Annotated in this window: 30 protein-coding genes and 1 tRNA gene; all 31 read right to left on the bottom strand. The window is 45.0% G+C overall.

Annotated features, from left to right (window positions below; translation table 11 throughout):
- Positions 1 to 3: 3 nt before the first annotated feature.
- The 31 genes from KCTCHS21_RS12795 to KCTCHS21_RS12650 all read right to left on the bottom strand — a co-directional run bounded on the left by KCTCHS21_RS12795 (position 4) and on the right by KCTCHS21_RS12650 (position 23,004).
- The gene (locus KCTCHS21_RS12795; RefSeq protein ID WP_130608506.1) at positions 4 to 879 is read right to left on the bottom strand and encodes a menaquinone biosynthetic enzyme MqnA/MqnD family protein; all 876 of its coding nucleotides are present in this window, start codon (positions 877 to 879) and stop codon (positions 4 to 6) included.
- The gene (locus tag KCTCHS21_RS12790; protein ID WP_130616492.1) at positions 872 to 1,507 is read right to left on the bottom strand and encodes a UbiX family flavin prenyltransferase; all 636 of its coding nucleotides are present in this window, start codon (positions 1,505 to 1,507) and stop codon (positions 872 to 874) included. The genes KCTCHS21_RS12795 and KCTCHS21_RS12790 overlap by 8 nt, the downstream gene beginning before the upstream one ends.
- Positions 1,507 to 2,382, bottom strand: a complete 876-nt coding sequence (locus KCTCHS21_RS12785; RefSeq protein ID WP_130608503.1) for a UbiA-like polyprenyltransferase — start codon at positions 2,380 to 2,382, stop codon at positions 1,507 to 1,509. Before KCTCHS21_RS12785 ends, KCTCHS21_RS12790 begins: the two co-directional genes overlap by 1 nt.
- Complete coding sequence (locus tag KCTCHS21_RS12780; protein WP_130608500.1) at positions 2,379 to 3,101, bottom strand: demethylmenaquinone methyltransferase; 723 nt, start codon at positions 3,099 to 3,101, stop codon at positions 2,379 to 2,381. The genes KCTCHS21_RS12785 and KCTCHS21_RS12780 overlap by 4 nt, the downstream gene beginning before the upstream one ends.
- A 6-nt stretch (positions 3,102 to 3,107) precedes the next feature.
- The gene (locus tag KCTCHS21_RS12775) at positions 3,108 to 3,986 is read right to left on the bottom strand and encodes a heptaprenyl diphosphate synthase component 1 (RefSeq protein WP_130608497.1); all 879 of its coding nucleotides are present in this window, start codon (positions 3,984 to 3,986) and stop codon (positions 3,108 to 3,110) included.
- A 108-nt stretch (positions 3,987 to 4,094) separates the two neighbouring features.
- Complete coding sequence (locus KCTCHS21_RS12770; protein WP_145988943.1) at positions 4,095 to 4,628, bottom strand: hypothetical protein; 534 nt, start codon at positions 4,626 to 4,628, stop codon at positions 4,095 to 4,097.
- A gap of 82 nt (positions 4,629 to 4,710) precedes the next feature.
- Positions 4,711 to 4,932 carry a trp RNA-binding attenuation protein MtrB gene (mtrB, locus tag KCTCHS21_RS12765; RefSeq protein WP_130616491.1) on the bottom strand — a complete coding sequence of 74 codons (222 nt, stop codon included), beginning with the start codon at positions 4,930 to 4,932 and terminating at the stop codon, positions 4,711 to 4,713.
- A 114-nt stretch (positions 4,933 to 5,046) separates the two neighbouring features.
- Positions 5,047 to 5,123 (bottom strand) — tRNA-Pro (locus KCTCHS21_RS12760).
- An 82-nt stretch (positions 5,124 to 5,205) separates the two neighbouring features.
- The gene (locus KCTCHS21_RS12755; protein ID WP_130608491.1) at positions 5,206 to 5,478 is read right to left on the bottom strand and encodes an HU family DNA-binding protein; all 273 of its coding nucleotides are present in this window, start codon (positions 5,476 to 5,478) and stop codon (positions 5,206 to 5,208) included.
- 283 nt (positions 5,479 to 5,761) lie between these two features.
- Positions 5,762 to 7,240 carry a stage IV sporulation protein A gene (spoIVA, locus tag KCTCHS21_RS12750; RefSeq protein ID WP_130608488.1) on the bottom strand — a complete coding sequence of 493 codons (1,479 nt, stop codon included), beginning with the start codon at positions 7,238 to 7,240 and terminating at the stop codon, positions 5,762 to 5,764.
- Positions 7,241 to 7,583: 343 nt separating this feature from the next.
- Positions 7,584 to 8,318: a YphF family lipoprotein gene (locus KCTCHS21_RS12745; RefSeq protein WP_130608485.1), complete on the bottom strand. Its 735-nt coding sequence runs from the start codon at positions 8,316 to 8,318 to the stop codon at positions 7,584 to 7,586.
- Between the two features lie 23 nt (positions 8,319 to 8,341).
- Positions 8,342 to 8,698, bottom strand: a complete 357-nt coding sequence (locus tag KCTCHS21_RS12740) for a 2Fe-2S iron-sulfur cluster-binding protein (RefSeq protein WP_130608482.1) — start codon at positions 8,696 to 8,698, stop codon at positions 8,342 to 8,344.
- Positions 8,695 to 9,309 carry a nucleotidyltransferase domain-containing protein gene (locus KCTCHS21_RS12735; RefSeq protein ID WP_130608479.1) on the bottom strand — a complete coding sequence of 205 codons (615 nt, stop codon included), beginning with the start codon at positions 9,307 to 9,309 and terminating at the stop codon, positions 8,695 to 8,697. Before KCTCHS21_RS12735 ends, KCTCHS21_RS12740 begins: the two co-directional genes overlap by 4 nt.
- 35 nt (positions 9,310 to 9,344) lie before the next feature.
- Positions 9,345 to 9,638 (bottom strand): 2Fe-2S iron-sulfur cluster-binding protein, encoded by a 294-nt coding sequence (locus tag KCTCHS21_RS12730; protein ID WP_130608475.1) that lies wholly within the window; start codon positions 9,636 to 9,638, stop codon positions 9,345 to 9,347.
- 26 nt (positions 9,639 to 9,664) lie between these two features.
- Complete coding sequence (locus KCTCHS21_RS12725) at positions 9,665 to 9,880, bottom strand: DUF2768 family protein (RefSeq protein ID WP_232058178.1); 216 nt, start codon at positions 9,878 to 9,880, stop codon at positions 9,665 to 9,667.
- Positions 9,881 to 10,165: 285 nt separating this feature from the next.
- Positions 10,166 to 10,438 carry a stage VI sporulation protein F gene (locus tag KCTCHS21_RS12720; protein ID WP_130608472.1) on the bottom strand — a complete coding sequence of 91 codons (273 nt, stop codon included), beginning with the start codon at positions 10,436 to 10,438 and terminating at the stop codon, positions 10,166 to 10,168.
- 66 nt (positions 10,439 to 10,504) lie between these two features.
- Positions 10,505 to 11,572, bottom strand: coding sequence for an NAD(P)H-dependent glycerol-3-phosphate dehydrogenase (locus KCTCHS21_RS12715; RefSeq protein ID WP_130608469.1), 1,068 nt, complete (start codon positions 11,570 to 11,572; stop codon positions 10,505 to 10,507).
- Positions 11,562 to 12,176: a glycerol-3-phosphate 1-O-acyltransferase PlsY gene (gene plsY / locus KCTCHS21_RS12710; RefSeq protein WP_130608466.1), complete on the bottom strand. Its 615-nt coding sequence runs from the start codon at positions 12,174 to 12,176 to the stop codon at positions 11,562 to 11,564. Before plsY ends, KCTCHS21_RS12715 begins: the two co-directional genes overlap by 11 nt.
- A 12-nt stretch (positions 12,177 to 12,188) precedes the next feature.
- Entirely contained in the window at positions 12,189 to 13,511 is a 1,323-nt protein-coding gene (gene der / locus KCTCHS21_RS12705; RefSeq protein ID WP_130608463.1) for a ribosome biogenesis GTPase Der, read from the bottom strand.
- Positions 13,512 to 13,651: 140 nt separating this feature from the next.
- Positions 13,652 to 13,831, bottom strand: a complete 180-nt coding sequence (locus KCTCHS21_RS12700; RefSeq protein WP_232058177.1) for a capping complex subunit for YIEGIA — start codon at positions 13,829 to 13,831, stop codon at positions 13,652 to 13,654.
- Positions 13,824 to 14,741: a YIEGIA family protein gene (locus KCTCHS21_RS12695; protein WP_130616489.1), complete on the bottom strand. Its 918-nt coding sequence runs from the start codon at positions 14,739 to 14,741 to the stop codon at positions 13,824 to 13,826. The genes KCTCHS21_RS12700 and KCTCHS21_RS12695 overlap by 8 nt, the downstream gene beginning before the upstream one ends.
- The gene (locus tag KCTCHS21_RS12690; RefSeq protein WP_130608457.1) at positions 14,741 to 15,370 is read right to left on the bottom strand and encodes a hypothetical protein; all 630 of its coding nucleotides are present in this window, start codon (positions 15,368 to 15,370) and stop codon (positions 14,741 to 14,743) included. The genes KCTCHS21_RS12695 and KCTCHS21_RS12690 overlap by 1 nt, the downstream gene beginning before the upstream one ends.
- Positions 15,371 to 15,639: 269 nt before the next feature.
- A complete protein-coding gene (gene rpsA, locus KCTCHS21_RS12685; protein ID WP_130608454.1) occupies positions 15,640 to 16,875 on the bottom strand; it encodes a 30S ribosomal protein S1 in 1,236 nt (411 codons plus the stop codon).
- Positions 16,876 to 17,012: 137 nt separating this feature from the next.
- Positions 17,013 to 17,558, bottom strand: a complete 546-nt coding sequence (locus KCTCHS21_RS12680) for a lysophospholipid acyltransferase family protein (RefSeq protein WP_331872343.1) — start codon at positions 17,556 to 17,558, stop codon at positions 17,013 to 17,015.
- Positions 17,559 to 17,603: 45 nt separating this feature from the next.
- Positions 17,604 to 18,308: a (d)CMP kinase gene (gene cmk / locus KCTCHS21_RS12675; protein ID WP_130608449.1), complete on the bottom strand. Its 705-nt coding sequence runs from the start codon at positions 18,306 to 18,308 to the stop codon at positions 17,604 to 17,606.
- 163 nt (positions 18,309 to 18,471) lie between these two features.
- Positions 18,472 to 18,678: a hypothetical protein gene (locus tag KCTCHS21_RS12670; RefSeq protein ID WP_130608446.1), complete on the bottom strand. Its 207-nt coding sequence runs from the start codon at positions 18,676 to 18,678 to the stop codon at positions 18,472 to 18,474.
- 37 nt (positions 18,679 to 18,715) lie between these two features.
- Positions 18,716 to 19,381 carry a flagellar brake protein gene (locus KCTCHS21_RS12665; RefSeq protein ID WP_130608443.1) on the bottom strand — a complete coding sequence of 222 codons (666 nt, stop codon included), beginning with the start codon at positions 19,379 to 19,381 and terminating at the stop codon, positions 18,716 to 18,718.
- Between the two features lie 310 nt (positions 19,382 to 19,691).
- Positions 19,692 to 21,053, bottom strand: coding sequence for a germination protein YpeB (gene ypeB, locus KCTCHS21_RS12660; protein ID WP_130608440.1), 1,362 nt, complete (start codon positions 21,051 to 21,053; stop codon positions 19,692 to 19,694).
- Positions 21,054 to 21,271: 218 nt separating this feature from the next.
- Positions 21,272 to 21,433 (bottom strand): hypothetical protein, encoded by a 162-nt coding sequence (locus tag KCTCHS21_RS31370; protein ID WP_170211428.1) that lies wholly within the window; start codon positions 21,431 to 21,433, stop codon positions 21,272 to 21,274.
- Positions 21,434 to 21,483: 50 nt separating this feature from the next.
- On the bottom strand, positions 21,484 to 22,179 hold the full coding sequence (gene prsW / locus KCTCHS21_RS12655) for a glutamic-type intramembrane protease PrsW (protein WP_130608437.1): 696 nt from the start codon (positions 22,177 to 22,179) through the stop codon (positions 21,484 to 21,486).
- Between the two features lie 225 nt (positions 22,180 to 22,404).
- Complete coding sequence (locus KCTCHS21_RS12650; protein WP_130608434.1) at positions 22,405 to 23,004, bottom strand: genetic competence negative regulator; 600 nt, start codon at positions 23,002 to 23,004, stop codon at positions 22,405 to 22,407.

The following is a 23,004-nucleotide window of genomic DNA, read 5'->3' as shown; positions in this document are numbered from 1 at the left end:
AATTCACCTGTGCTTTGATAGGTTATCGGGAACATGTAGGCTAGGTAATTCTGAAAGCTGAACCTCTTCAGTCATCAATCCAAGCTCACGCGCGTACTTAAAGTAGAGCTGTAAGCCAGCTTTCTGGTCTGGGCCGAAATCGTGACACAAATGACGGAAATAATTACTCCAGTACTGAGACGTTCCCCCGATTTCCGCCGTAGCCTTGGAAACGATGGGTTCAAGATCTTGAGAGGAGTGTCTCTTACTTTCAAGCAATGCATGATATAGGCTAGCTATGGCTTCAGGATATTGCTCAGCTGTTTTCTTGTGCACAGCCCATAATGCATAAGTCATCCAGTGTCCTGTCCATACGTTCCAAACTTCACCCAAATCGAGCACGCGATATCCGTGATCCACCCAGGAGGCACGAATCGCATGATCCCCAATAAGCAACGCGGCATCCGCATTCTCCAGCATTTTCTCCAATGAAGGCTCTGCATCCTCATAGATAGGTTTGCCGCCGTAGAACTTCTCCATAATTATCTTAAGTAAATTCACAGACGTTGCAGAGGTTGTCGTTAAGGCGATCTTACCATGAATAACCTGTTCAAGGGGAGATTTTAGAAAAAGCAATATAGATTGCACACGACCGAATGAGCTTACTGATAGGTTCGGAAGTAAATAGTACGTATCAGACGATATTCCATAAGCATAAGAAGAAATAGCTGCTATGTCTATCTCACCCGCTCTTAGCTTACGATTAAGAGTAGCAGGCATGTCAGAGTGTATCTCTGTTTGATAGGGAAGCGACATGGGATCAAAATGATGAAATACCGGCCATGCATTAGTATATTGTATACGACCGATCTTAATCGACCGAGAGTTTCCATTATTCATTGGGTTGTCCCCATCTTTTATATATATTGTGTTGAATCCCCATGCTGTCCATCACTTTGCCTACCATGAAGGAAACGATATCTTCGATAGACTGCGGTCCATTATAAAAAGCCGGCATTGCCGGTATCAACCGCACACCCAGGCGTGACAGCTTAAGCATGTTTTCTAAATGGATAGCATGGAGTGGAGTTTCTCTCGGGACAAGCAGCAAAGGACGTCCTTCCTTAAGCATGACATCCGCCGAGCGAGTTAGCAAGTTGGTAGAAGCTCCCGCTGCAATAGCAGCCAAAGATCCCATCGAGCAAGGCATAACGACCATACCTTCGCAGCGAAAGGACCCACTTGCAATACTTGCTCCAATATCGTTAAGCGGGTGATAAGTCATTCGCCCTTCGGCTACTGCGAATTCAAAAGCATTATTCAAACAATCTAAGCGATGAGCCGCATCCCAGCCTAGCTCCTCTTTGAGCACTCGCCAGCCAGCATCAGTTATTACTAAGTGAGGATGAAAGCCAGCAGCAAGCAATTGGCGGCATAATGTAACTCCATATACCGCACCGCTTGCACCCGTAATCCCGATTACCCACCTTTTAGACTCTGAAGATTCGATCGTCGCCTTTGCTTCCATTACCACGATCTCACCACCACTAGGTCAATAAACGTGAATACGAAAATTACCGCGCTCAGAATACCATTCATTGTGAAAAAAGCAGCGTTAAGCTTGCTCAGATCATTAGGTTTAACAAGCCTATGCTCGTAAAGCAATAATAACGCAGCAACAATCGTCCCCGCGAGATACCACCAGCTTAGATCTGTCAGGATTAGCAAGAGGATAAAGCCAACTGCAGTAGTCGCATGGAACAGCTTAGCAATTCGAAGCGCCCCCGCTACTCCAAATCTCACTGGAATAGAGTGTAGACCTTCCTTACGGTCAAATTCCTCGTCCTGGCAGGCATAAATAATATCAAAGCCAGCTATCCATAACGCGACGGTAATATAAAGAATAATGGAGGTCCAAGTGATACTGCCCGTAACGGCTACCCAACCACCTAGCGGAGCTAGACCAATTGTCAACCCAAGAACAATATGACATAACCAGGTAAATCTCTTTGTATACGAATAGGCAACAAGGAAAAGTACAGCTAAAGGCAGTAATTTAACAGCAAGACTGTTAAGCTGCGCTGCAGCCCAGAACAATAAAACTAACGAAATAACAATAAAAATAAGTACATCCTTCGATTTCAGTAGCCCAGCAGGAATGGCTCTTGTAGCCGTTCTTGGATTACGGGCGTCAATCGCTTTATCTATTACTCGGTTAAGCCCCATTGCTGCCGTACGAGCCCCAACCATAGCGAGTAAAACCCAGCCGACTTCGCTCCATTCCGGCAGTCGCTTCTCCATGGTAACCGCACCGAGGATAGCTCCGACAAAAGCGAACGGAAGGGCAAACAAGGTATGTTCAAACTTAATCATTTCCAAAAAGGTCCGAAGCTTGGAAATCATACGCCTTCATTCCCCTTTGTACCGATGTGCAATGCAGCTACGCCGCCAGTGAGCGGATATGCCTTTACGTTACGCATTCCGATGGAACGGAATAGCTCCGCGAGAGCTTGCAAATCAGGGAATGGCACAAGTGATTCGGGCAGCCAGCGATATTGCTCGTATCTTTTCACGAACCATTTGCCCATCAGTGGCAACACCCGATTGAAATAAAAATAATAAAGTGCTTTGAACGGCTGCCATGTTGGTTTAGAAAGCTCCAAGCATACGATCTTACCACCAGGCTTAACGACTCTCTTCATTTCCTTGAGCGTCTTAACAATATCTGGTATGTTGCGAAGCCCGAACCCGATTGTGACGAAATCAAATGTATTATCCTCGAATGGAAGGTCCATCGCATCACCTTGAACTAATGTAATTTGATTTCCCATTCCAAGCTTATCGATTTTGGCTTGTCCAATATCGAGCATATTACGACTGAAATCAAGACCAATCGTCTTCCCCTTATCGCTAGCTTTAGCAAGCGAAAGGGTCCAATCGCAAGTTCCACAGCATAAATCTAAAGAGGTTTGACCTGGCTTAACATCCATCTTACGCATCGTAAACCGACGCCAAGCTCTATGTCGTCTAAAGCTGATCATATCGTTCATCTTATCGTAATCAGATGCGATGCTCTCGAACACCGCATGTACATGCTTATGCTTCGATTCTGGCTCCATCATGCTCTGTTAACCCAACTCCTTCAAAGCGGTTGTTCGATGTTGTCCCGTTGCCTGCAGAAATGGCTCAATTAAGGGTTGCAGCTCTCGAATCAGCTTGTCTGATTGCAATCGCTGAAGCACTGCCTGCAATTGATCGGTAGATTGCTGAAGAAGACTGCCCAACTTGTCCGCTATCTCATATTTTTTCACCATGTTATTTAAAATATTGGAATCCTCGCCATGATTAACAACCGTCTGGCGATCCTCCTCCGTGCCTTCTTGCATAATGTGCCACACGCCCCAGCTGTCATTCAGGGAATTACTGTTCTCTATCTTGTGAAGCTCCTGAAGCAGTACCTCGCAGCGACTAAAGCGCTCGACAAGCTCTGGCCATAACCGCTCGTATAAACCACTCATAAAGCCAGTAAACGAGAGGAAAAGCCCAGATTTAAGCTCTGCGCCATAGTGGAGATATTCATCCGCGTTTAGCTTCATCTGCTTCATCTTACCGTACAAATTCATCTTAATCCGGTTAATGTTGCATACTGCTTCGCTCAAGTGCCGTATCATATCGATCTGCCCTGCTTGCGAGAGGAGATGGTAAAACCGGCTGCTAAAGTAATCTCCTGCGAGAACCTTTAATTGCTGGGCACGCATTCCCAATAGCCCACTCTTCGCTGAACTGGGCTTGTTATCCACCAAATCATGGGTATCTAGCCCCATCTGGACAAGCGAGGTTACAAGCGAAAGCAGCTCCTTCTGGGAAGCAGCTCCTGGTTGATGGCTTAAGACGGTATATAACAATGAAATTCTGCCATCGGGAAACTCCGGCAATTCCGTGTGCAGGCTGATCATATCGTGGTTTAAATATTTATTAGCCATTTGATTAATTCTTAATCGAGTCATTGCTTCCGCCTCCGAACGTGCTGCCAGGCCTCTCAAACAACTGAGGGGTACATTTGATTAATTATAACATATCCGAGTTAGGCTCGCATAAGCCGCATAATTTGTTCATCAATTTGAAAAATTTGCGAGCCAGCGTTTCCCAGAAGCACTTAGGTAAAGCCTTATTTTGGAAATAGTTGCTGTGTCAAAGGACTTACGTGGCAATTTTAGCTCCGATAGTTCCTTCGCACTCCATTCACTTCTGCGTGTTTCCGCCGACATGTACAGTGTACGGGCTTCCGCCTTATTGACAAACACCCGCATGAGCACTTGCTTAACATTGTCTACATCGGCGTAAGAGAATACAATCAATCGCATCATATCGTCCCATATTTCATCCGGCTCTGACCCTAGTAAATCAATAGTCAGAATAGCATGATCCCAACCAACCTTAATAATCTGGTTCTGTAATGGGAACTTGGACAGAGAGTCCACCAAATTGTCGTCGGTCAGTCTTTTCTCATTTTCCGGCTGAAAAACCGTGACCGTATGACGACGATGCTGGAGATCACGATCTATGTTAGTTAATTGGCTCAGCAATACAACAATTAGGGTACCGACTAATAAGAATACACTCCATTGTTTAAGATGGACAATAGGCATGGCGAATTCCCCTTTCTCGAGAGGTTCCTCCTTACCCATTGTACAAATAAAAAGGGCAGGCTATGCCTGCACTAAGTATATTCTATACGTCAGTTTCTAACGTCCCATGCTTCGTTAGTATAGTTGCTTTGCCTCTTATTTTCATAGCTGATGTATGATCTGTAAACTGGACGATAAGCACCTCACCCTTATCCAGCTTCTCCGTATGATGAAATTTGGTATCCTGTCCTCGAGTTAACCCGATGACCTGCACACCATTGTCCTTCGCTTTAACAATAATATATTCTTGTTGATCTGCATCCATAGTCATAGAACCTCCTTCTTTAAATTCCATGATGCCGGAAAAGATAGAGTGATGTCAAACAAAAACTGCCTTCCCACATCAAAAATGCGAGAAAGCAGTCCACAGTTTATGTAATGGTCGGAACGGAGAGATTCGAACTCTCGACCTCACCCACCCCAAGGGTGCGCGCTACCGGGCTGCGCCACGTCCCGAATAATTTACGAGAGTGATTATAGCACAACCTATTCTAGCGAAGCAACCCAAAGTGCAACAATGTTATTGCATGACCATTACTTATTTAATACCGTCCTTAAGCGCTTTACCCGGCTTGAATGCTGGGATCTTACCAGCTGGAATCTCGATCTCTTCACCAGTTTGCGGATTACGTCCTTTACGAGCGGAACGCTCGCGCACCTCGAAGTTACCAAACCCAACTAGTTGCACTTTATCTCCACCTTGCAAAGCTTCGGAAATAACATCGAACACAGCGTCAACCGCTTGCGTCGCGTCTTTCTTAGACAAGTCAGCCAACTCGGCAACTTTGGTAATCAATTCAGTCTTGTTCATTACATTCACCTCCCATAACGGTACGATGGCATGTTATCTGTTTATCCGTTTCAACAGAAATTATACACTCCGATTACTCGAAGTTTCAAGCGGGGCTTGAATTTCAGCGTTTTTGACCCTATTTTTTTGATTCAAAAGCCCTATTCCGGATGCTAAACACGTCTATCAAAATGAAGAAAAGCTATAATAATAACTTAGATATCGGTCTTTGATCGTTAATGTATAAAAAGCACGGAGCGCTAAGCAGTCAATGCTGCTGGGCGCTCCGTGCTTTTTAACAGCCTTACAGAATAATAGCAATCAGTCCACCGGAGCCTTCATTAATGATTCTTCCAAGTGTCTCCTGCAGCTTATAGCGCGCATTATCCGGCATCATCGCAATTTTACCCTGAATGCCTTCCCTAACGATCGAATGAAGCGATCTGCCAAAAATATCAGACTCCCAAATCTTGATCGGATCCTTCTCGAAATCCTGCATTAGATAACGAACAAGCTCCTCACTTTGCTTCTCTGTTCCGATAATCGGAGCAAATTCTGATTCGACATCAACACGAATCATATGGATGGATGGAGCTGTAGCCTTCAGCCTAACTCCGAAGCGAGAGCCTTGGCGAATAAGCTCTGGCTCATCAAGCTGCATCTCTGCAAGAGATGGGGCAGCAATCCCGTAGCCAGTCGTTTTCACCATTTCAAGCGCTTCTGCAAACCGATCGTACTCTCGTTTCGCATGGGAGAAGTCCTGCATGAGCTGGAGCAGGTGATCCTTGCCACGAATTTCGGTTCCGACCACTTCCATTAGAATTCTATCGTAGAGCTCATCAGGTGCATACAAATCGATCTCAGCAACGCCTTGACCCATGTTCATACCACTAAGGCCAGCGCGTGCAACGAAATCGTACTCCATGAACTGAGCGACTACACGTTCTACATCACGAAGACGACGTATGTCTTTGACAGTTTCGCGAACAGAGTTCTCATAGCTCGTGCGAAGCCAGTGCCCTTCGCTAAGTACCATAACCCAACTCGGCAGATTGACGTTGACCTCATGCACAGGGAACTCATAGAGCACTTCACGAAGAACTCCCATGACTTCTTCTTCTCCCATTGTCGCGGCACTTACCGCCATAACAGGAATATCGTATTTAGCAGCCAGCTCGTTGCGAAGAGATTGGGCTTCTTCGCTCTTCGGCCGTGCGGAGTTTACGATCAATACAAACGGTTTGCCAACTTCCTTTAACTCGTTTATGACCCGCTCCTCCGCATCGATGTAAGCGCTGCGCGGAATTTCCGCTATCGTGCCGTCAGTTGTAACGACGACGCCAAGCGTAGAGTGCTCTTGAATGACCTTACGTGTCCCAATCTCCGCCGCTTCCTGGAACGGAATTGGTTCTTCAAACCACGGCGTCGTAATCATACGCGGCCCGCCATCATCCTCGAAGCCCTTCGCCCCATCAACCGTGTACCCTACGCAATCTACAAGACGAACATTTACTTCCAAGCCTTCCGCCACTTTAAGCTGGACCGCGTTGTTTGGTACAAACTTCGGTTCAGTTGTCATGATCGTACGACCTGCTGCGCTTTGCGGCAATTCGTCAATTGCACGAATACGATCTGCCTCATTAGCAATATTAGGTAAAACAACGGTTTCCATAAACCGTTTGATGAAGGTCGATTTGCCCGTACGCACGGCACCCACGACCCCGAGGTAGATATCACCGCCGGTGCGTTCGGCAATATCTTTGAAAATGTCCACTTTTTCCACTGAGATTCCCTCCCATCGTAATCGCGAAACTTTCGTGACCCGCCAGCAGGGCGGAACTCGTACACGAACTTGGACTGCTAACATTGTATGTGCGAACATTCCGATTATGACGAATGCCCGTACAAAAATGTTTGCCATACCGACGTACGCCCGCCGGCGCTCCTGTTGTTCCCCCATGATCATATGAATAAAGATGTTGACGTATGTCTCCTCTTTTCCGAAAAGAATTAAATAATACGAGTAAAGCTACAGCTGAACGGGAAGGACGCTCAAGGCGATTCAAACCATAGAAGCACAAAAAAGCCGCTCCCGTCTAAACACTCGGGATGCGGCTTAGCTATATTCATGGCGTTAAAACAGCTTTAGGTTCATTGTCTACCCAATGATATACGGGAGATCGAACTGGAACATAATAGGACGCTTCAATCAGAACACGCCGTAAATCCTCTTTTTCATTCGGCTTTAGTTCCTCCTTGTTGATGGCAACAGCAATATCGATACCATAATCAACGAGAACCTGTCCATTTTTATTAACGAGCAAATTCAAAGATTGATTAGAATACATACTTTGAACTTTAGGTGCTTTAATTCCAAGCTTAGAGAAATCAATCAGCGAAAAGTCAGAATAGATCTCCTCACCCGCTGGGTTTTGAGAATTATTATTTCTCCGATACTCGTCAACCTTCTTTTGTACACCTGATAGCGTTTGGAACATGGCTAAGTCTATAAGCTTTACGAGCGGCTTCGTTTCCTCGTCAATAATTAGAAACTGGTAGTCTCCTCCACTTTCAAAAGCGGCAGATGGGACTTGAGATATGAAATTCATTCGCTTAAGCTTGCCAAAGTCAATTTTATATTTTTCATAAAGAGGAACTTTATCTTCGGCATTCTGAATGGGCAATACTCCCGTTTTCTCTTGATAGCGATCGACAGCATCCTGAACAGTTAGTACAGCTTCCCTTGCAGAAACATTTTTTCCCGCCTGCTGATCATCCGGGTATAAGCAGCCTGTCAACGATAATAGCATTGTCATTAGCAAACCCAAAGCTAGTGCCTTAGGAAATTTGCGTAATCCCATGAATATAATCCTCCTATAATGCCTCAATTAAACCAATCGTCTTCTTGCTGCTCTGCCAGCTTTTTGCGTATGGCTGCCTTAAGAGGATCTTCTGGTACCGAAACGGTAACATCGCCATTGGTGCGTGCTTGGCAAGATAAACGAATCCCCTCACTTAGAAGCCCACCGAGCTTATGCGTCTCTGCGACCGTTGGCGGCTGTAGGAATGCAGCCTGATCTTCAGCAACATGAACCTTGCACATTAAGCAGCCTGCTACCCCACCGCAGCGAGTACGAATATTAACACGCGCTCGGCGAGAAGCATCAAGCAAAGTAGTGCCCGGTCTCACGGCTATGGAGCGATTGTCTGGTTTGAATGTGACCAAATGCTGACTACTCATAGTGGTTCCTGCTGCGATATCTGGGAGAAATCAATACCGGATTGCACCATTTGCATGGCTTCATATACGATATCTGATGCAAGCACATTCCTGTCAATAAGGGCTTGCAAAATTGGCATATGCTTATCAAGCTCTCGAGAAATTAACTGTCCTGCCACAATAGCTCTGTCCTTCCGCTCTCGAAGCAAATTAAATATCAGCTCGTGACCAAGAGGTACTATAGGAATCAAGTAACCGTCCACTTCAACCTTATCGCTGTTAGGAAATAAAATATCATTTACCTCTGTTACGTACAAAGATTGACGAGCGGTTATGCGAAAATTACCGACCAATTCGACGACAGTACTAGCCAGACGATAATGAGAAAGAATGGAATGATAACGCTCCGTCTTATTGTCCTCCGGCCCATCCATTGCATAATCGCTCAATCTCTCGTGAATAACGGGAACCGAATTGTAATCCGCATAGATATCTAGATCCCTTGGAGCTTGTTCTAGTACTGCTCCCCGCAGCGCTAATCCTGTACTGCCCCCAACTACCCAGCGGTCTTCGTAGTTTTCCAACCTTGCCGCCAAGCGCGCAAGCGCAGAATCAGGAAAATCAATCTGCAATTCGGGTCACTTCCATTCTTTAGTTAAATCATTGTTCAAAAATAAGTTTTGTTGATTGCTTTAATATTCCCTGTTTTTTCAACAATAGCTTGGCACCCGAGTCTATAGCCCGCATCTAATTCATCCGGACCGAGTCTATCCCATTCAGCATCACTGTAATCCTCAAGAAATTCAGCACCATCAACGATGAAGCAACGACATTTGGCACAGGTTCCACGGGAACAATTGAATTGCCAATCTACTTCAGCATTCTGAGCATGCTGCAGCAGACTCTCACCAATTCGTGGTTCAACCATTTTCGTGAGGGTTCGTCCGGTTAAAGTAATCAAGTTAATGCCCTCCGTAATGACCTTATTTAAATAATGGATAAGAGACCGCATAACAGCCCATAAATAAGAACAACAAAAGCAACTAATGTGAGCACAAGACGAATCCAGCCTTTTGTTTTGGCCCTAGCATAATAAATAATGGCTGCGGATATGACCATCAAGCCCATACCAATAAAGGAAACCCACATTTTACTCATCGGATCGAGCTTTGCAGCTATAAAGGTTTGTAGCATTATGTACATCTATGTCTACCTCCGTCAATGAGACAACTGAAATGCATAATATTATACCATTTCTATCCCCGGAAGACAAAAAAGGCTGCTATTAGTCTCATTATGAGTTATGTAAAAAAATAAATAATATTGGATCCATTAAGAAAAAATGTCGAATAAAGGAGGAATATATGAATATTTGTTGAATAACTAATTTGGCTGCTTGGGTAATTCCGAAGAGATACTCTGCGAATGTTTAATAATCAATAAAAAAAGCTGTCCCGCTGCATATTTGCAGACGTGGACAGCTTTTTTTTACTTCTTGATCATCATTTTAACTAGCGACTCTAAACTGTTTAGGTTCATGCCGCTCTTCTTGACTGCGCCAACGATTTCCTTTACGGTATCATCGGATACGGGGACATTTGCCATCGTAGAAACCTGCTTAATCAGCTGCCGAATTTGCGCTTCGCTCTGCATCGTATTCGGAGTGATATTGCTAGCTATTTTTTTGATGGAATTCTCGGAAATGTTTTTTCCCGCTTTTTTGTTAACCGCACCAAGCAGATCCTTAGGAAATTTATCCATGCCTTACTTCCCCTCCTCCGGGTGTTTGCACTTTATCCTATGAGGAGGGACATTAAAAAGTTCGAGTTACAAGCCCGGATTAACTTGATCGGGATTAATCGATTTATTGTGGAATACAGCCTGTTGTTCATTCTCATGCGTTCGGACTCTGCCCATGAGTGCTCCAACGGCTTGCTCAGGCGAGGTGTTCTCGAACAATACCGCGAATAGCTGGTCTGTAATTGGCATTTCAACGTGATGCTTATTTGCCAATACATGCGCTGCCTTCGTCGTTCGAACGCCTTCGACAACCATCCCCATGCGTTCTAGAACATCCGATAAAGGAAGACCCTGTGCGAGCATAGAGCCTGCTCTCCAATTACGACTATGCTGGCTCGTACAAGTGACGATCAAATCACCAACTCCCGCCAACCCAGCAAAGGTCAACGGATTGGCTCCCATCGCAACGCCCAAACGTGATATTTCCGCAAGTCCGCGTGTAATAAGAGCTGCTTTGGCATTATCGCCAAACCCCAGCCCATCCGATAAACCTGCTCCTAGTGCAATGATGTTTTTAATCGCCCCTGCAGTCTCAACCCCAATGACATCGGAATTCGTATAGACGCGGAAATAAGCATCATTCATGAACAAATCTTGAGCTGCCTCAGCAAAGGAAATTTCTTTAGAAGCAACGACAATTGTTGTCGGATGGCGATTAATAACCTCTTCAGCATGGCTGGGACCAGACAAAACGACAATTTGCTGCTCTGGACGTCCTAGCTCTTCCGCGAGCACTGTCGACATCCGCTTAAGCGTATCGCTCTCAAATCCTTTGGTCGCATGTATGACCAAAGCATCCTTAGGCAGAGATCCTGATGCTTGCTGTGCAACATCCCTCATTGCTGAGGATGGAGCGACGAACAATACCGCCTCAGCGTCGCTAACAGCGTATGCCATATCTGTCGTGGCCGTTATTCCTTCAGGCAATAGAGCGCCAGGAAGAAACTTCTCATTGCGACGCTCCTGGTTGATTTGAGCCGCTTGTTCAGCATTTCGTGTCCACAGCTTCACAATATGCCCATTATCAACCAATACCCGTGCTAAAGCCGTTCCCCAGCTCCCTGCAACGATAACGGCAACCTTTTTAAGCGCCATGTGGTTCACCCTTTTTGCTGCCCAATTTATTCTCCGTACCATTCATTAATTTCACAATGTTTTTACGATGCCGGAAGATGGCTAACAGAGCTACTACTAATGTTCCCCAAATATATGCGGATTCTAAATCGTATAGATAGAACAATAGAGGCAGCAAAATAGCGAAAATAAGCGAGCCCAGTGACACATAACGGGTAATTACGATAGCAACGATAGCCACTATGCCCGCAATTAGCGTTGGCATAAATGCCCATAATATTAATGCTCCAATAGTCGTTGCAATTCCTTTACCGCCCTTGAACCGGAAATAAATAGGCCAGTTGTGTCCCCAGATTGATGCAAGTCCACAAGCTACTGGAACCCATTTCTCGCCATCTCCTAGCCATAGACCAATCAACACAGCTGCTGAGCCCTTTGCTATATCTAACAAGAAAACTGCAATAGCAGGGCCCTTTCCTAACACTCTGAGAGTATTAGTTGCACCTGCATTGCCGCTACCGTGATCGCGAATATCAATCTTGCGAAGCCACCGGGCAAATAAAATGCTGAATGAAATTGAACCTAATAAGTAACTGACGACAACTGCAATTATAGAGTTAAACAACCTAGCTCTCCCCTATTCTTGATCCGACTTCTTACGCGTGAACAAACGCAGCGGTGTTCCTTCGAAAGCAAAAGCCGCTCGAATTTTGTTCTCTAAATATCGCTCATAAGAAAAATGCATCAATTCGGGATCATTAACAAAGACGAGCAAAGTTGGTGGCTTAACAGCGACTTGCGTTACATAATTAATCCGTAGTCTGCGTCCTTTGTCTGTAGGAGGTGGATTAATTGCAACTGCATCCGAAATAATGTCATTAAGCACGTTCGTCGGAACACGCAATGCGTGCTGTTCAGCTACATGATTAACAACTGGGAACAGCTTAGTCAAACGAGACTTCGTAAGTGCCGACAAGAAAATAACAGGCGCATATGTCATGAACAAAAAGTGATCACGAATTGAGTTTGTGAAGTGCTGCATTGTTTTATCATGCTTATCTACGACATCCCACTTGTTGACAACGAAAATAGCAGCTTTACCATTCTCATGCGCATAACCCGCGATATGTTTGTCCTGCTCGATGATACCCTCTTCACCATTAATAACGACGAGCACGACATCTGCCCGCTCGATCGCTTGCATGGCTCTCATAACGCTGTATTTCTCTGTCGTTTCATATACTTTGCCGCGCTTACGCATACCGGCAGTATCGATAAGCACGTACTTCTGTCCGTCCTTCTCGAAAGGGGTATCAATGGCATCGCGGGTTGTACCCGCAATATTACTAACAATGACGCGCTCTTCTCCAAGAATCGCGTTCACTAAGGAAGACTTTCCGACATTCGGACGCCCTATTAGAGCGACCTTAATGACATCATCGGTGTACTCTTGCTCTTCCTTTACCGGCATTTTCTTGACGGCAGCATCTAGCAAATCTCCAATTCCCATTCCATGGGCACCGGACATAGGCACAGGCTCTCCGAACCCTAAGCCATAAAATTCATAAATGTCATCCATACGCTGCAAATTGTCGACTTTGTTCACACCAAGCACGATAGGCTTCTTGGAACGGAACAGCATTTGCGCAACTTCCTCGTCAGCGTTCGTAACGCCTGCTTTGGCATCTACCATGAATATAATCACATCGGCTTCTTCGATAGCTAGCTCTGCCTGCATTCGTACCGAACGAAGCAAGCTGTCTTCTCCATCGATTTCGATGCCTCCGGTATCAATTACGCTGAAAGAACGTCCTATCCATTCCCCTGTACCATAAATACGGTCGCGGGTAATTCCCGGCTTATCTTCGACGATTGCAAGTCTGTCACCGATAATCCGGTTAAATATCGTGGATTTCCCTACATTGGGTCTTCCGACGATGGCAATAACGGGTCGTGCCATATTTTCCACTCCTCAACATGTCAAACGGCTTCGCCATCCAGATGATGGCGTTCCAAAGTAAAACGGCTTCATTCTGACCATAAAAAACACTCACAATCTTTATCATATCAAAAATTGGTGTTCTTGGCTAACGATTCTTGTTAGTGCCGATCGACAATGATGAATAAATCGGCATTCACTTCGTGAGCTGTGCAGTCCATCACTTTCTCAAGAAGATGCGAGATTTTCTGTAAATCCTCTCGATCTTTAGCAAAGAAAATAGGAGCTCCTCCCTTTACACTGTCTATATCCGTCGTAATAACACCCACGATTCTAGCCAACAGCATTCCCCTCCGTGCTTTTGCGATTCGCTTTTGTCGGCATGCGAACAGCAGCCTCGAGCAGGGGCACATGACAAACCGCTTGATATGCCTTATCTATATCTTTCTCGCGAGGCAGGACCATAATTCCCAGATTCCCTGTTTTTAAGCCTAATTTCCCAATGGGGAGCAGCGCTGGATCACCGTCGTCACGGTACACGCCCAATCTTGTAGATACATCGTGCAAAATCGCCTGACGTTGACCCATATTAGCAATAGTTACCTTCGCATCATCATTTTTGGGAGTGAGGATAAATCCCAGCCCCTCCTCCTTAATAATATCTCTATTTTCTTCCAGCCCTACGTTCATCATATAGATATCTCCAACATAAAGATTAGGTCCATCAAGCCTTAAAGGCACCATCTCTACCTCTGCAATGTGAGTTATACTTTTACCCCTCATGAATACATGGACAACGATAAGGGAGAGTACACCAACCGCAAGCCCGGCCCACCAACCGATTAGCATGACACATAGGCTGCTTAAAAAAGCCGTAAAGATGGCCAAATAATTCCGACCTTCAAAAACAACAGCTATCCCCTCAATATAAGCAGCACCACGCGGCACCAATTCCAAATGATCAATTGCCGTTAATGTACTGCGCTCCATATTCCGAACTTCTCGAAATTGCTGAGCCGCCAGTGCTAGAAAGGTAATAGCTGTATAGTCCTTATTGTATAGGGCAGGAACAGCCACCGCCCCTAATGCGCCTGCAATCAGCCCTAACGCAAGATGGATGATTTTACCGTGAGGATATGCCGGATACTGCCTATAGTCACTCCGCAGCATAGTCACCCTTGCAGCCAGCCCAAAGGACGTACCCATGATTACCCCAGTCAAATCTTTATGGGCATTGAACCAATCTAGCATCATGAGCTCTGTCCCCCTCTTGTCCAACCCCATTTTAACGCCCATCTTTTCAATTGAACCGTTATTGATTGTATTGAAACCGACCACAATCTTGCGTAGAGAACTGCAATCCACCAAGCTTCCATCCATCCGGATGCCTTTACAATTGGGGCAAACTCGGATGAAGTCATAAGCAAATTCGTCATAATTTCACATATTAATAACCCTGCTGATACGGCAACAAACTGCTCAACTGCATAACGAAGAAGCAACGCAGCTAACCAACCAACAAGAATAGCAGCTCCCCATGGAGCAAAATAATGTGTAATGCCGGAAGGATGTAACAAGAGCCTGCTCAGTAATAGATAGATGGAACCAATCAGTACACCAGCAGATATCGACATCAATATTCTCGCTGGACGTAGACGCCCTAACATAGCTAAGGCTGCCAGCATCGTCCACAGCTCTGCACCATTAACTGAATAAGTAGAAGTAACGACAATATCACTCAATAGAGCTAATGGCCATACAGCTAGAAAAAAACCAACTGCCCAATGAGGAATCCCCTCTGTAGTTTCTTTCCTCCAACCACTCCACCACAAAATCGTTGTTAATATCCATAGAAACACTGAGCCAAACACGGGCGGCATATCCCCACCTCCATATGGCTAGTATGTACCAGAACGAATACAAACCATGCTAACGAACATATCGCTAAGCCATTTTATCGGTAATAAGATCGATACAGTTCGTTAGCGATGGCACACCCACATGTCCTCTCTCGTCCCTTTCCCACACACAAGCATAAACAAGCATTCGCTGTCTTTTGGATAGCGAATGCTTGTTTATGTCGGAGCTTATTCATTCCGAATAACTGAAAAAACCCGCCACAAGGGCGGGTTTTAAGTCAAAGTTTAACTTACTTGAATTTGCTCAGCTTATCGCCGAACTTCTCACCTAAGTTAAAGCTCATGCTTTCAGTAGGAGGAAGGTTTGTTTCTTCTCTTGGTGCACGTGGGCCGCGTGGCTCACGTTGCTCGCGTTCTGGACGCGCTGGTGCTTCTTCCGTTTCCTTAATGGAAAGGGAAATACGCTTCTCAGCAGGGTTAAAGTCAAGAACTTTAGCTTGAACCTCTTGACCTTCCTTCAGCACTTCGAAAGGCGTCGCAACATGACGGTGCGCGATTTGCGAAATGTGAACAAGTCCTTCAACACCTGGAGCGATTTCAACGAAAGCTCCGAAGCTTACTAGACGCTTAACAACGCCAGTAACAACGTCGCCGATGTTGAATTGTCCATTTGCCGAATCCCAAGGACCTGGTTGAGCTGCTTTAATGCTTAAAGAAATTTTACCAAGGGATGGATCGATCTTCAGAACTTTAACCTTCACGCTTTGGCCTTCTGCAACCACATCCGAAGGATGTGCTACGTGCTGCCAAGCCATCTCAGAAACGTGAACAAGTCCATCAATACCACCAATATCAACGAATGCGCCAAATGGCGTTAAACGTTGAATCTTACCGTCAAGCACTTGACCTGGCTGTAAGGTACTAATGATTTCTTGTTTTTGATTCTCATATTCAGCATCCAATACGTCTTTAGCGGAAAGAATAACCTTGTTGTTCTCACGGTCAATTTCTTTCACTTTAACCTTTAACGTACGACCTTTGTAAGAAGCAAAATCTTCAACAAAGTGACGCTCAACCATGGAAGCCGGGATAAATCCGCGAACGCCCACATCAGCTACCAAACCGCCTTTAACGACGTCGGTAATATTGACTTCGAATGCATCTCCGCTTTCGAATTTCACTTGAAGCTCATCCCATGCACGCGGGCTATCAACCTGGCGCTTGGAAAGTACGAGTGATTCTTTAGCGTCATTGATGCTAACAATCTTAGCTTCAACCTCTTGACCGATTTGCACGGCTTCTCCAGCATTCTCCAGGTTAACGGATGAAAGCTCACGAAGAGGAATGACTCCGTCGTATTTATATCCAAGGCTTACATACGCTTGGTTATCCTCGATTTTGACAACCGTACCTTTCACGGTGTCCCCTTTCTTCAAGGTCACGAGATTTTCCAGTGCATCCTGGCTGACTGTTTCCACTTCTGGCTCAGCTGCCGCTGTTTCCTGGATGTTGATTTCTTCAGACATGAAAATAACCTCCTCAGTTCTACCCCAACTTTATTTAAACCCGCTTCTAGCGGCGCTTAAATCTCTTTTACCCAAAATCATGAGAACCAAATAATACCTTAGTATGAGGGTTTCTCATTGGAAACATGCATCACCGATTAGGCTGCAGGCTTCCCCGTCTTGAGCATTTCACGGATACGCGACATTATAAGTTCTGTTGCCGCCTCCATGCTTTCGGAAGTACCTTGCTCAGCATATGGCCCTAAATCTATAGGTGCGCCATAAACTGCAAGCATCTTACGAAACGGACGATATTTCCCAACCAAAGCGACCGGCACGACTAATGCCTTGGAACGAATAGCCATTGAAACGGCTCCCCGCTTCCCCATACCGATTGATTCATTGCGAGTACCTTCCGGAAAAATCCCCATTACATGACCTTCTTGCAACAAATTAATCGCCGTACGAATTGCTTCCTTACTTACTCCACCGCGTTTAACTGGAAACGCGCCTACTGCCCTAATTAAGGGGCCAAAAAGTGGGATACGGAACAATTCTTCTTTAGCCATATAATGAACTTTGCGGGGCACCCATACCCCCAAAGTGATGGGATCCTGTAAACTCTTGTGATTGCTACACAAGATAACTGGGCCTTCGAGCGGAATATTAGAAATCCCTCTCGCTTCCAATCGGTATAACAACATAAACGTGATACGAAGAATTAGTCTACAAAAACGGTATAACATAATCTACTTCTCCTCCGACGAAATGGTTTTTGCCGCGGCAAGTCCCCATTGTACGATTTCTCCCACCACTTCGTCTACTGTTCGACCTGTTGAGTCAACCAGATGAGCGTCGGGAGCTTGAAGAAGGGGAGCAATTTCCCGTTCTTGATCTAATCGATCGCGTTCAGCAATTTCTTTCTCTAGCTGGTCTAACGTAATTCCAGCATCAGGTCCTAGCTCCATAAAACGTCGATTAGCTCTTTCTCTAGGCGTTGCTGTCAAAAATATTTTTAATTCAGCATTCGGCAAAACATGAGTACCGATATCGCGTCCATCCATGACGACACCTTTCTCCAAAGCCATACTGCGTTGAAGATCGGCCATCCGTTGGCGAACGGATTCCAGACGGGCAACATACGAAACATTGCGATTGATCTCAAGCGATCTTAGCAGTGAGCTAACATCTTCCCCATTAACAATTACACGTTGGGATTTAGCTCCCGGTAGCAATACGATATCCAGCTGCTTTGCTAACTGACCAACCTTATCGTTATCCTCTAACGGCAAATCCATTTCAATAGCCTTTAAAGTAACTGCTCTGTACATAGCGCCCGTATCTACATAAATATATTGGAGAGCCGTGGCGACCATACGGGCAACAGTACTTTTACCCGCACCCGCTGGACCGTCGATAGCAATATTAATAAGATGAGTTTGGGTAATATTCATGAGAGAACGACTAGCCTCCTACGCGACGACAACAATAATATCACTAGATAAGAAAAAGCAACCTTGCCTTGCTAAGTCAAAAAATAAGGCAGGCAAAGCCTGCTACGATTGAGAAAATTATACCACACAGCACCCCTGTATGCAAAAAAAGCATTGTGAGAAGCTAATGCGCTCGGTAGTGAAATCGTACCCCTTCAGCATCGTCAGTCGTCGTCAACCAATGCCTTACAATCGGAAATTGCAGAACTAGCTGTGACAAAATAAGCAAAATTAAAAGAATACCAATCCCTCTTGCGATAAGCCGTTCCATTCTATCCGACCATGCCGAGAAATCTGAATAATGCTTAGTTTTCCGCCAGTGCTCCATCATTGACCTCCCGATTTCCAGACACAGCTCCGCTCACTGATTAAATCTTGCGGTTATCCAATTGACGCTCGAAGCAATATCGAATAATTTTTTGTTGATCCGAATCTGCGATATCTTGAAACCGCATCATAATGAGATGCTTATCTGGCTCAACAGGCAGCACTCTGACTACCTCGCCTTCAAATGCTGCATGGGCAACAGTTCCACTCTTATAGCTTAATAATAGCCAACAGGAAACAATTGCATTCGCAGCAATCGGCCATTTGCGTTCACAAATAAAAGAAACGCCACCACCACCGACATCTTCTGTTATTGCAACGAAACGAAGCTTATCACCGATCCTAACGGCTATCTCCAAATTCGCTTCAACCCTTAAAAAGCTTCGGCGTTGATCCTTTGTAATTTCCTCAAGCTCCGGTTTCTTAATAGACACCAGATTAACGGATTCTTTGCGAAATCCGGTGACAATGCTAGGAAATAAATGCTTTACCCCTTCTTGCGTGAAAAAAAACACCTGAAATTTTTCGCCTATTTGCGAGCGGTACAATTTGCGGCTCTTCTCATCAAGCGGTATTTCAATATAAATGTTGTCTTCGTCGAGATCCGCTACCCTAGAGCGTAATGTAGTCGCTTCTGAATCTTGATTGATTTTACCTTCATCGGATAAAACCTGTATGTACATGGTCTGATTGATTTTCGGCAGCAACTGTAACCCTCCACATTAGGCATAATCGGGTAACATTTCCTCCCGATTCGCCCCATTATATCATGGCTGGAGAAGTTTGGGGAACAAGCATAAACAGCTGTCTCGTCCTTTCCGAGACAGAATGTTTATGTCGGAGGTTATTCTAAAATGGAAACGCGTGAAACTTGTACATTCCGAATAACCAAGCATAAACAGCTATTTGCTGTCTTCTGGATAACAATAACAAGCATAAGCGCTTCGCCCACTGTCACATCCACAAATCCACATGAAGTGTTTTGGGCTGCACAAAGGCGAAGCGCATTAGTTAAACCTATTTACTTGAATATATCCCTTTTGCCGAGTCTGGAATTTCTTCAATATTCTCTTCAATTCCTGTCTCAGCACTCATGAAAATACGGTAGCGATGGTCATTAATCGTACCTATAAATTCATGGCACAGCACCGGCTGGCGCATATCATTCTCGATAACAGCCAGAGAATACTCATGTACCTTGAAATCGGGATTAAGCCCTTTTTCTGCCTGCTCCTTCGTAATTTTTGCTTTTCCCGGAGTCAGAAGCTTTTTGGCAAATACAAAATCTGATGCCTGCAGCCCAACAATTTCACCATTATCAAGTGCGACACGAGCTGTTACTTTCTCTGGATATATTTTCACATCGTCAATCTTGTGTACGAAGGTAAACACAGCTACATGATCATATTCGTCGTAAGTAATGGGACTCATATCCTTCAAATCGTGGCGAACTAGAAATTGAGTGGCTTTATTGCGTGCCGTGTCAAAATCGAGCTTGCGGGCTTTGACTTCACGTGGATTCATGAACCAGAGAAGGTGGCCCCCCTTGCGTGTATAGTCCAACTGAATATGCGTATCATCTTGACCCTTTACAGACACGGAATACGCCGGAATATCTGTTTTACTCCCTTCCTCGGTTACCTTAACATCCTTACCTGAAGCTTGATGTCCCAGGAAGTCGATCGCCTTCTTCTTAATTTCATCTGCCGTCATGTCTCTCCCGTCCAAAGCAGCAGAAGAAAGCTTACGATCAGCCGAGAGAGCCGATGGACCCCACTCATTCTCAGGATAGGCCCCCATTTGCTTGTCTACAGACTTGAATCCGTCAATTATAGAGTTGTCATTAGGTCCATTCTCGCTAGCAATAGCTACCTCTACATCCATCCAACGCAGATGGTCACCTATTACCGCATCCTGAACCTTGCCAATCTCGTTGTTAACGGAAGAAGCCGTCTTGTACAAGGACTTCATTGTCTTCAGCTCTTCCGGAGTCATAGGCTGCTTAGTTAGATCTCTAACAGCCGTACGGTAGGCGAAGCTAGAAACTCGCGTCAGGAACTCCTCTGCTTTATTGAACGGTAGAAGCGCCAGAGGTAGCTGGTTAATGTCGTTCTGAGCTTCGCTTGTTAATCTCCAAATATTAACTAAGCCTTTGCGTTGCATTCCTTGGGAGGTAGCGGACACAGCCAAGGTTTGCCCCAGCTGATCATGAAGGCGCCCCATATTATGACTCAAACCATGGAACGCTCGCTGATATTGATTTTCTGCTTTGATGAGAACAGAATTTTTTTCCTGATGCTCCTGATACCCCCAAAAAATAGCACCAATAAACAAAATAGTTGCGATCGGAAACAGGATGGAGCTTAAACGAGCATACATGAAAAGTCGACCCCTTTCATTCCCAGACGGTATGCCCATTATTGTGGGAAGAAGACTCCAACTTTATGCGCTCGACATTGTTTTGTATAACAAAAAGAAAGAAACACCCTTCTTCCAAGCATAAACATTCTTTCGCTGTCTTATGGATAGCGAAAGAATGTTTATGTCGGAGGGTATTCAGGAGTGCATAAGCGCGAAGCTTATGCATACTGAATACCTTAGAAAAGTGCTTCCTCTTCAATTGCGAAATCCTCAGCATTACTGCATAGGCACATTTTAAATCCGGTGTCTACACGTCCTCTTTCTTTGCGACCTCGCAAAATGAACTTCTCATTGCATCGATTGCACCGTATCGTTACTTTATGCCGAACAGACAACATGCAGCTCCCCCCTACACCAGATATTCCCACACCCAGTATAGACGGTTCGATTAAGATTTAATCTCTTCTTCTCGCTTTAAGAAGCGAAAGGGTGACACAGCATTCGCACTATTCACCTTACGCATCCCTCCGAACCAGAGCGCGAACATAAATGGAACGACCAGCCAGATCCAAGTTGCTGGTACTGTAAGCAGCATAAAATCATAAAATCCATGCCATATAATTGGCAGCAATAAGGCTAGCCAAAGGTGAAGTCTAATTTTACTGCCAACGGAAAATTTGGCGCGGCCAAATGAATAACCCATAAATACTCCGAACAAGGCATGCCCAGACACTGGAAGAAAAGCTCGCATCATGAGCGATCCAAACGATGAAGGCTGCATAAATGCATATAACACGTTTTCTAAGGTTGCAAATCCAAGTGATACTGCTACGGCATATAAAATGCCATCATACGGTTCGTCAAACTCAGTATGATTATATATGATGTGGTAAAGGACAAACCATTTGAAAAACTCTTCGACTCCAGCCGAGATAATAAAAGAAAAAGTAAAAGGCGAGTCGCCCAGCCACAAAGTTAGCCCTCGCTGTACGATCATAATTGGCAGAACAATTAAAGCACCGGTAAGGAACATCCTAAGCACAATCGAGAGTGGCTCAGCATCATAGCGATCCTTCCAATAGAAATACGCCATTAAAGCAATTCCAGGTACGATCGCAGCAGCCAATATCGATATGAGTAGCATAATCTGTTCCCCCTTCCCGTCAAGTAAACGGCTTCGCCGTTCTTAGGACGGCTGTACACGTTTGTATCGAGCGATCAGATGAGTGATCGTTCAAGTCAACGAGACTCCGTCTATTATAACAGCAAAACACTACTCATAAAAAAAGAACATTTTACGAAAAATGGTCTTTTTCGCAAAAATGTTCTTTTAATTGTTTCAGAAAGGTTAAATTCAGTCGCATTATTGTTAATCCGCAAAATTCTCTGCTAAAACCTTCACCGCGTTAGTCGCTATAATTAATTTACCATATTCCTCTAAAACTGCTGGAGTAATGGATGTTGCTTCTCCGTACTCCGCCAGTACAGCAATGACAGCGTGATAGCCGGAGCTCTCCATACCCGCAGGATCAAAGCAGAGAATCCACTGATTCTGATAACGATACATGCTTCCTTCATCCGTCACATGACCGACTAACGTCTTGGCAGCACCGATAGCGTCTTCAATATCTCTGAATCGATATATGATGGCTTCGCTTTGTTCAAGCGTAACTTCCATTTCATAAACTTCTTCTTCCTCTTCCGTGGCGGAATCCGAGTCTCTCTCAAGCTTTCCTCTTGTGACGATGACAACCATTCCTTGTGCAGGCATGGCGAATACTTCGACAGCAAGTGGACCGGAAGCATCGAATCCTAGCTCGTTATAGGCTTGATCCATCATTTCGCTGAAAAGCTCATGCACTTTAGGAATTTCTCGCCACATGTCTTCCTTTTGGATCCCGCGCTCAGTCAAATCATCGAACGTGAGGAAAATCCGAATTTTGTCCTGGCTAAGCCGCTCCATCCTCAT

This window comes from Cohnella abietis, assembly GCF_004295585.1.
GTDB lineage: Bacteria > Bacillota > Bacilli > Paenibacillales > Paenibacillaceae > Cohnella > Cohnella abietis.
This window is presented reverse-complemented; position numbering and strand designations above follow the sequence as displayed.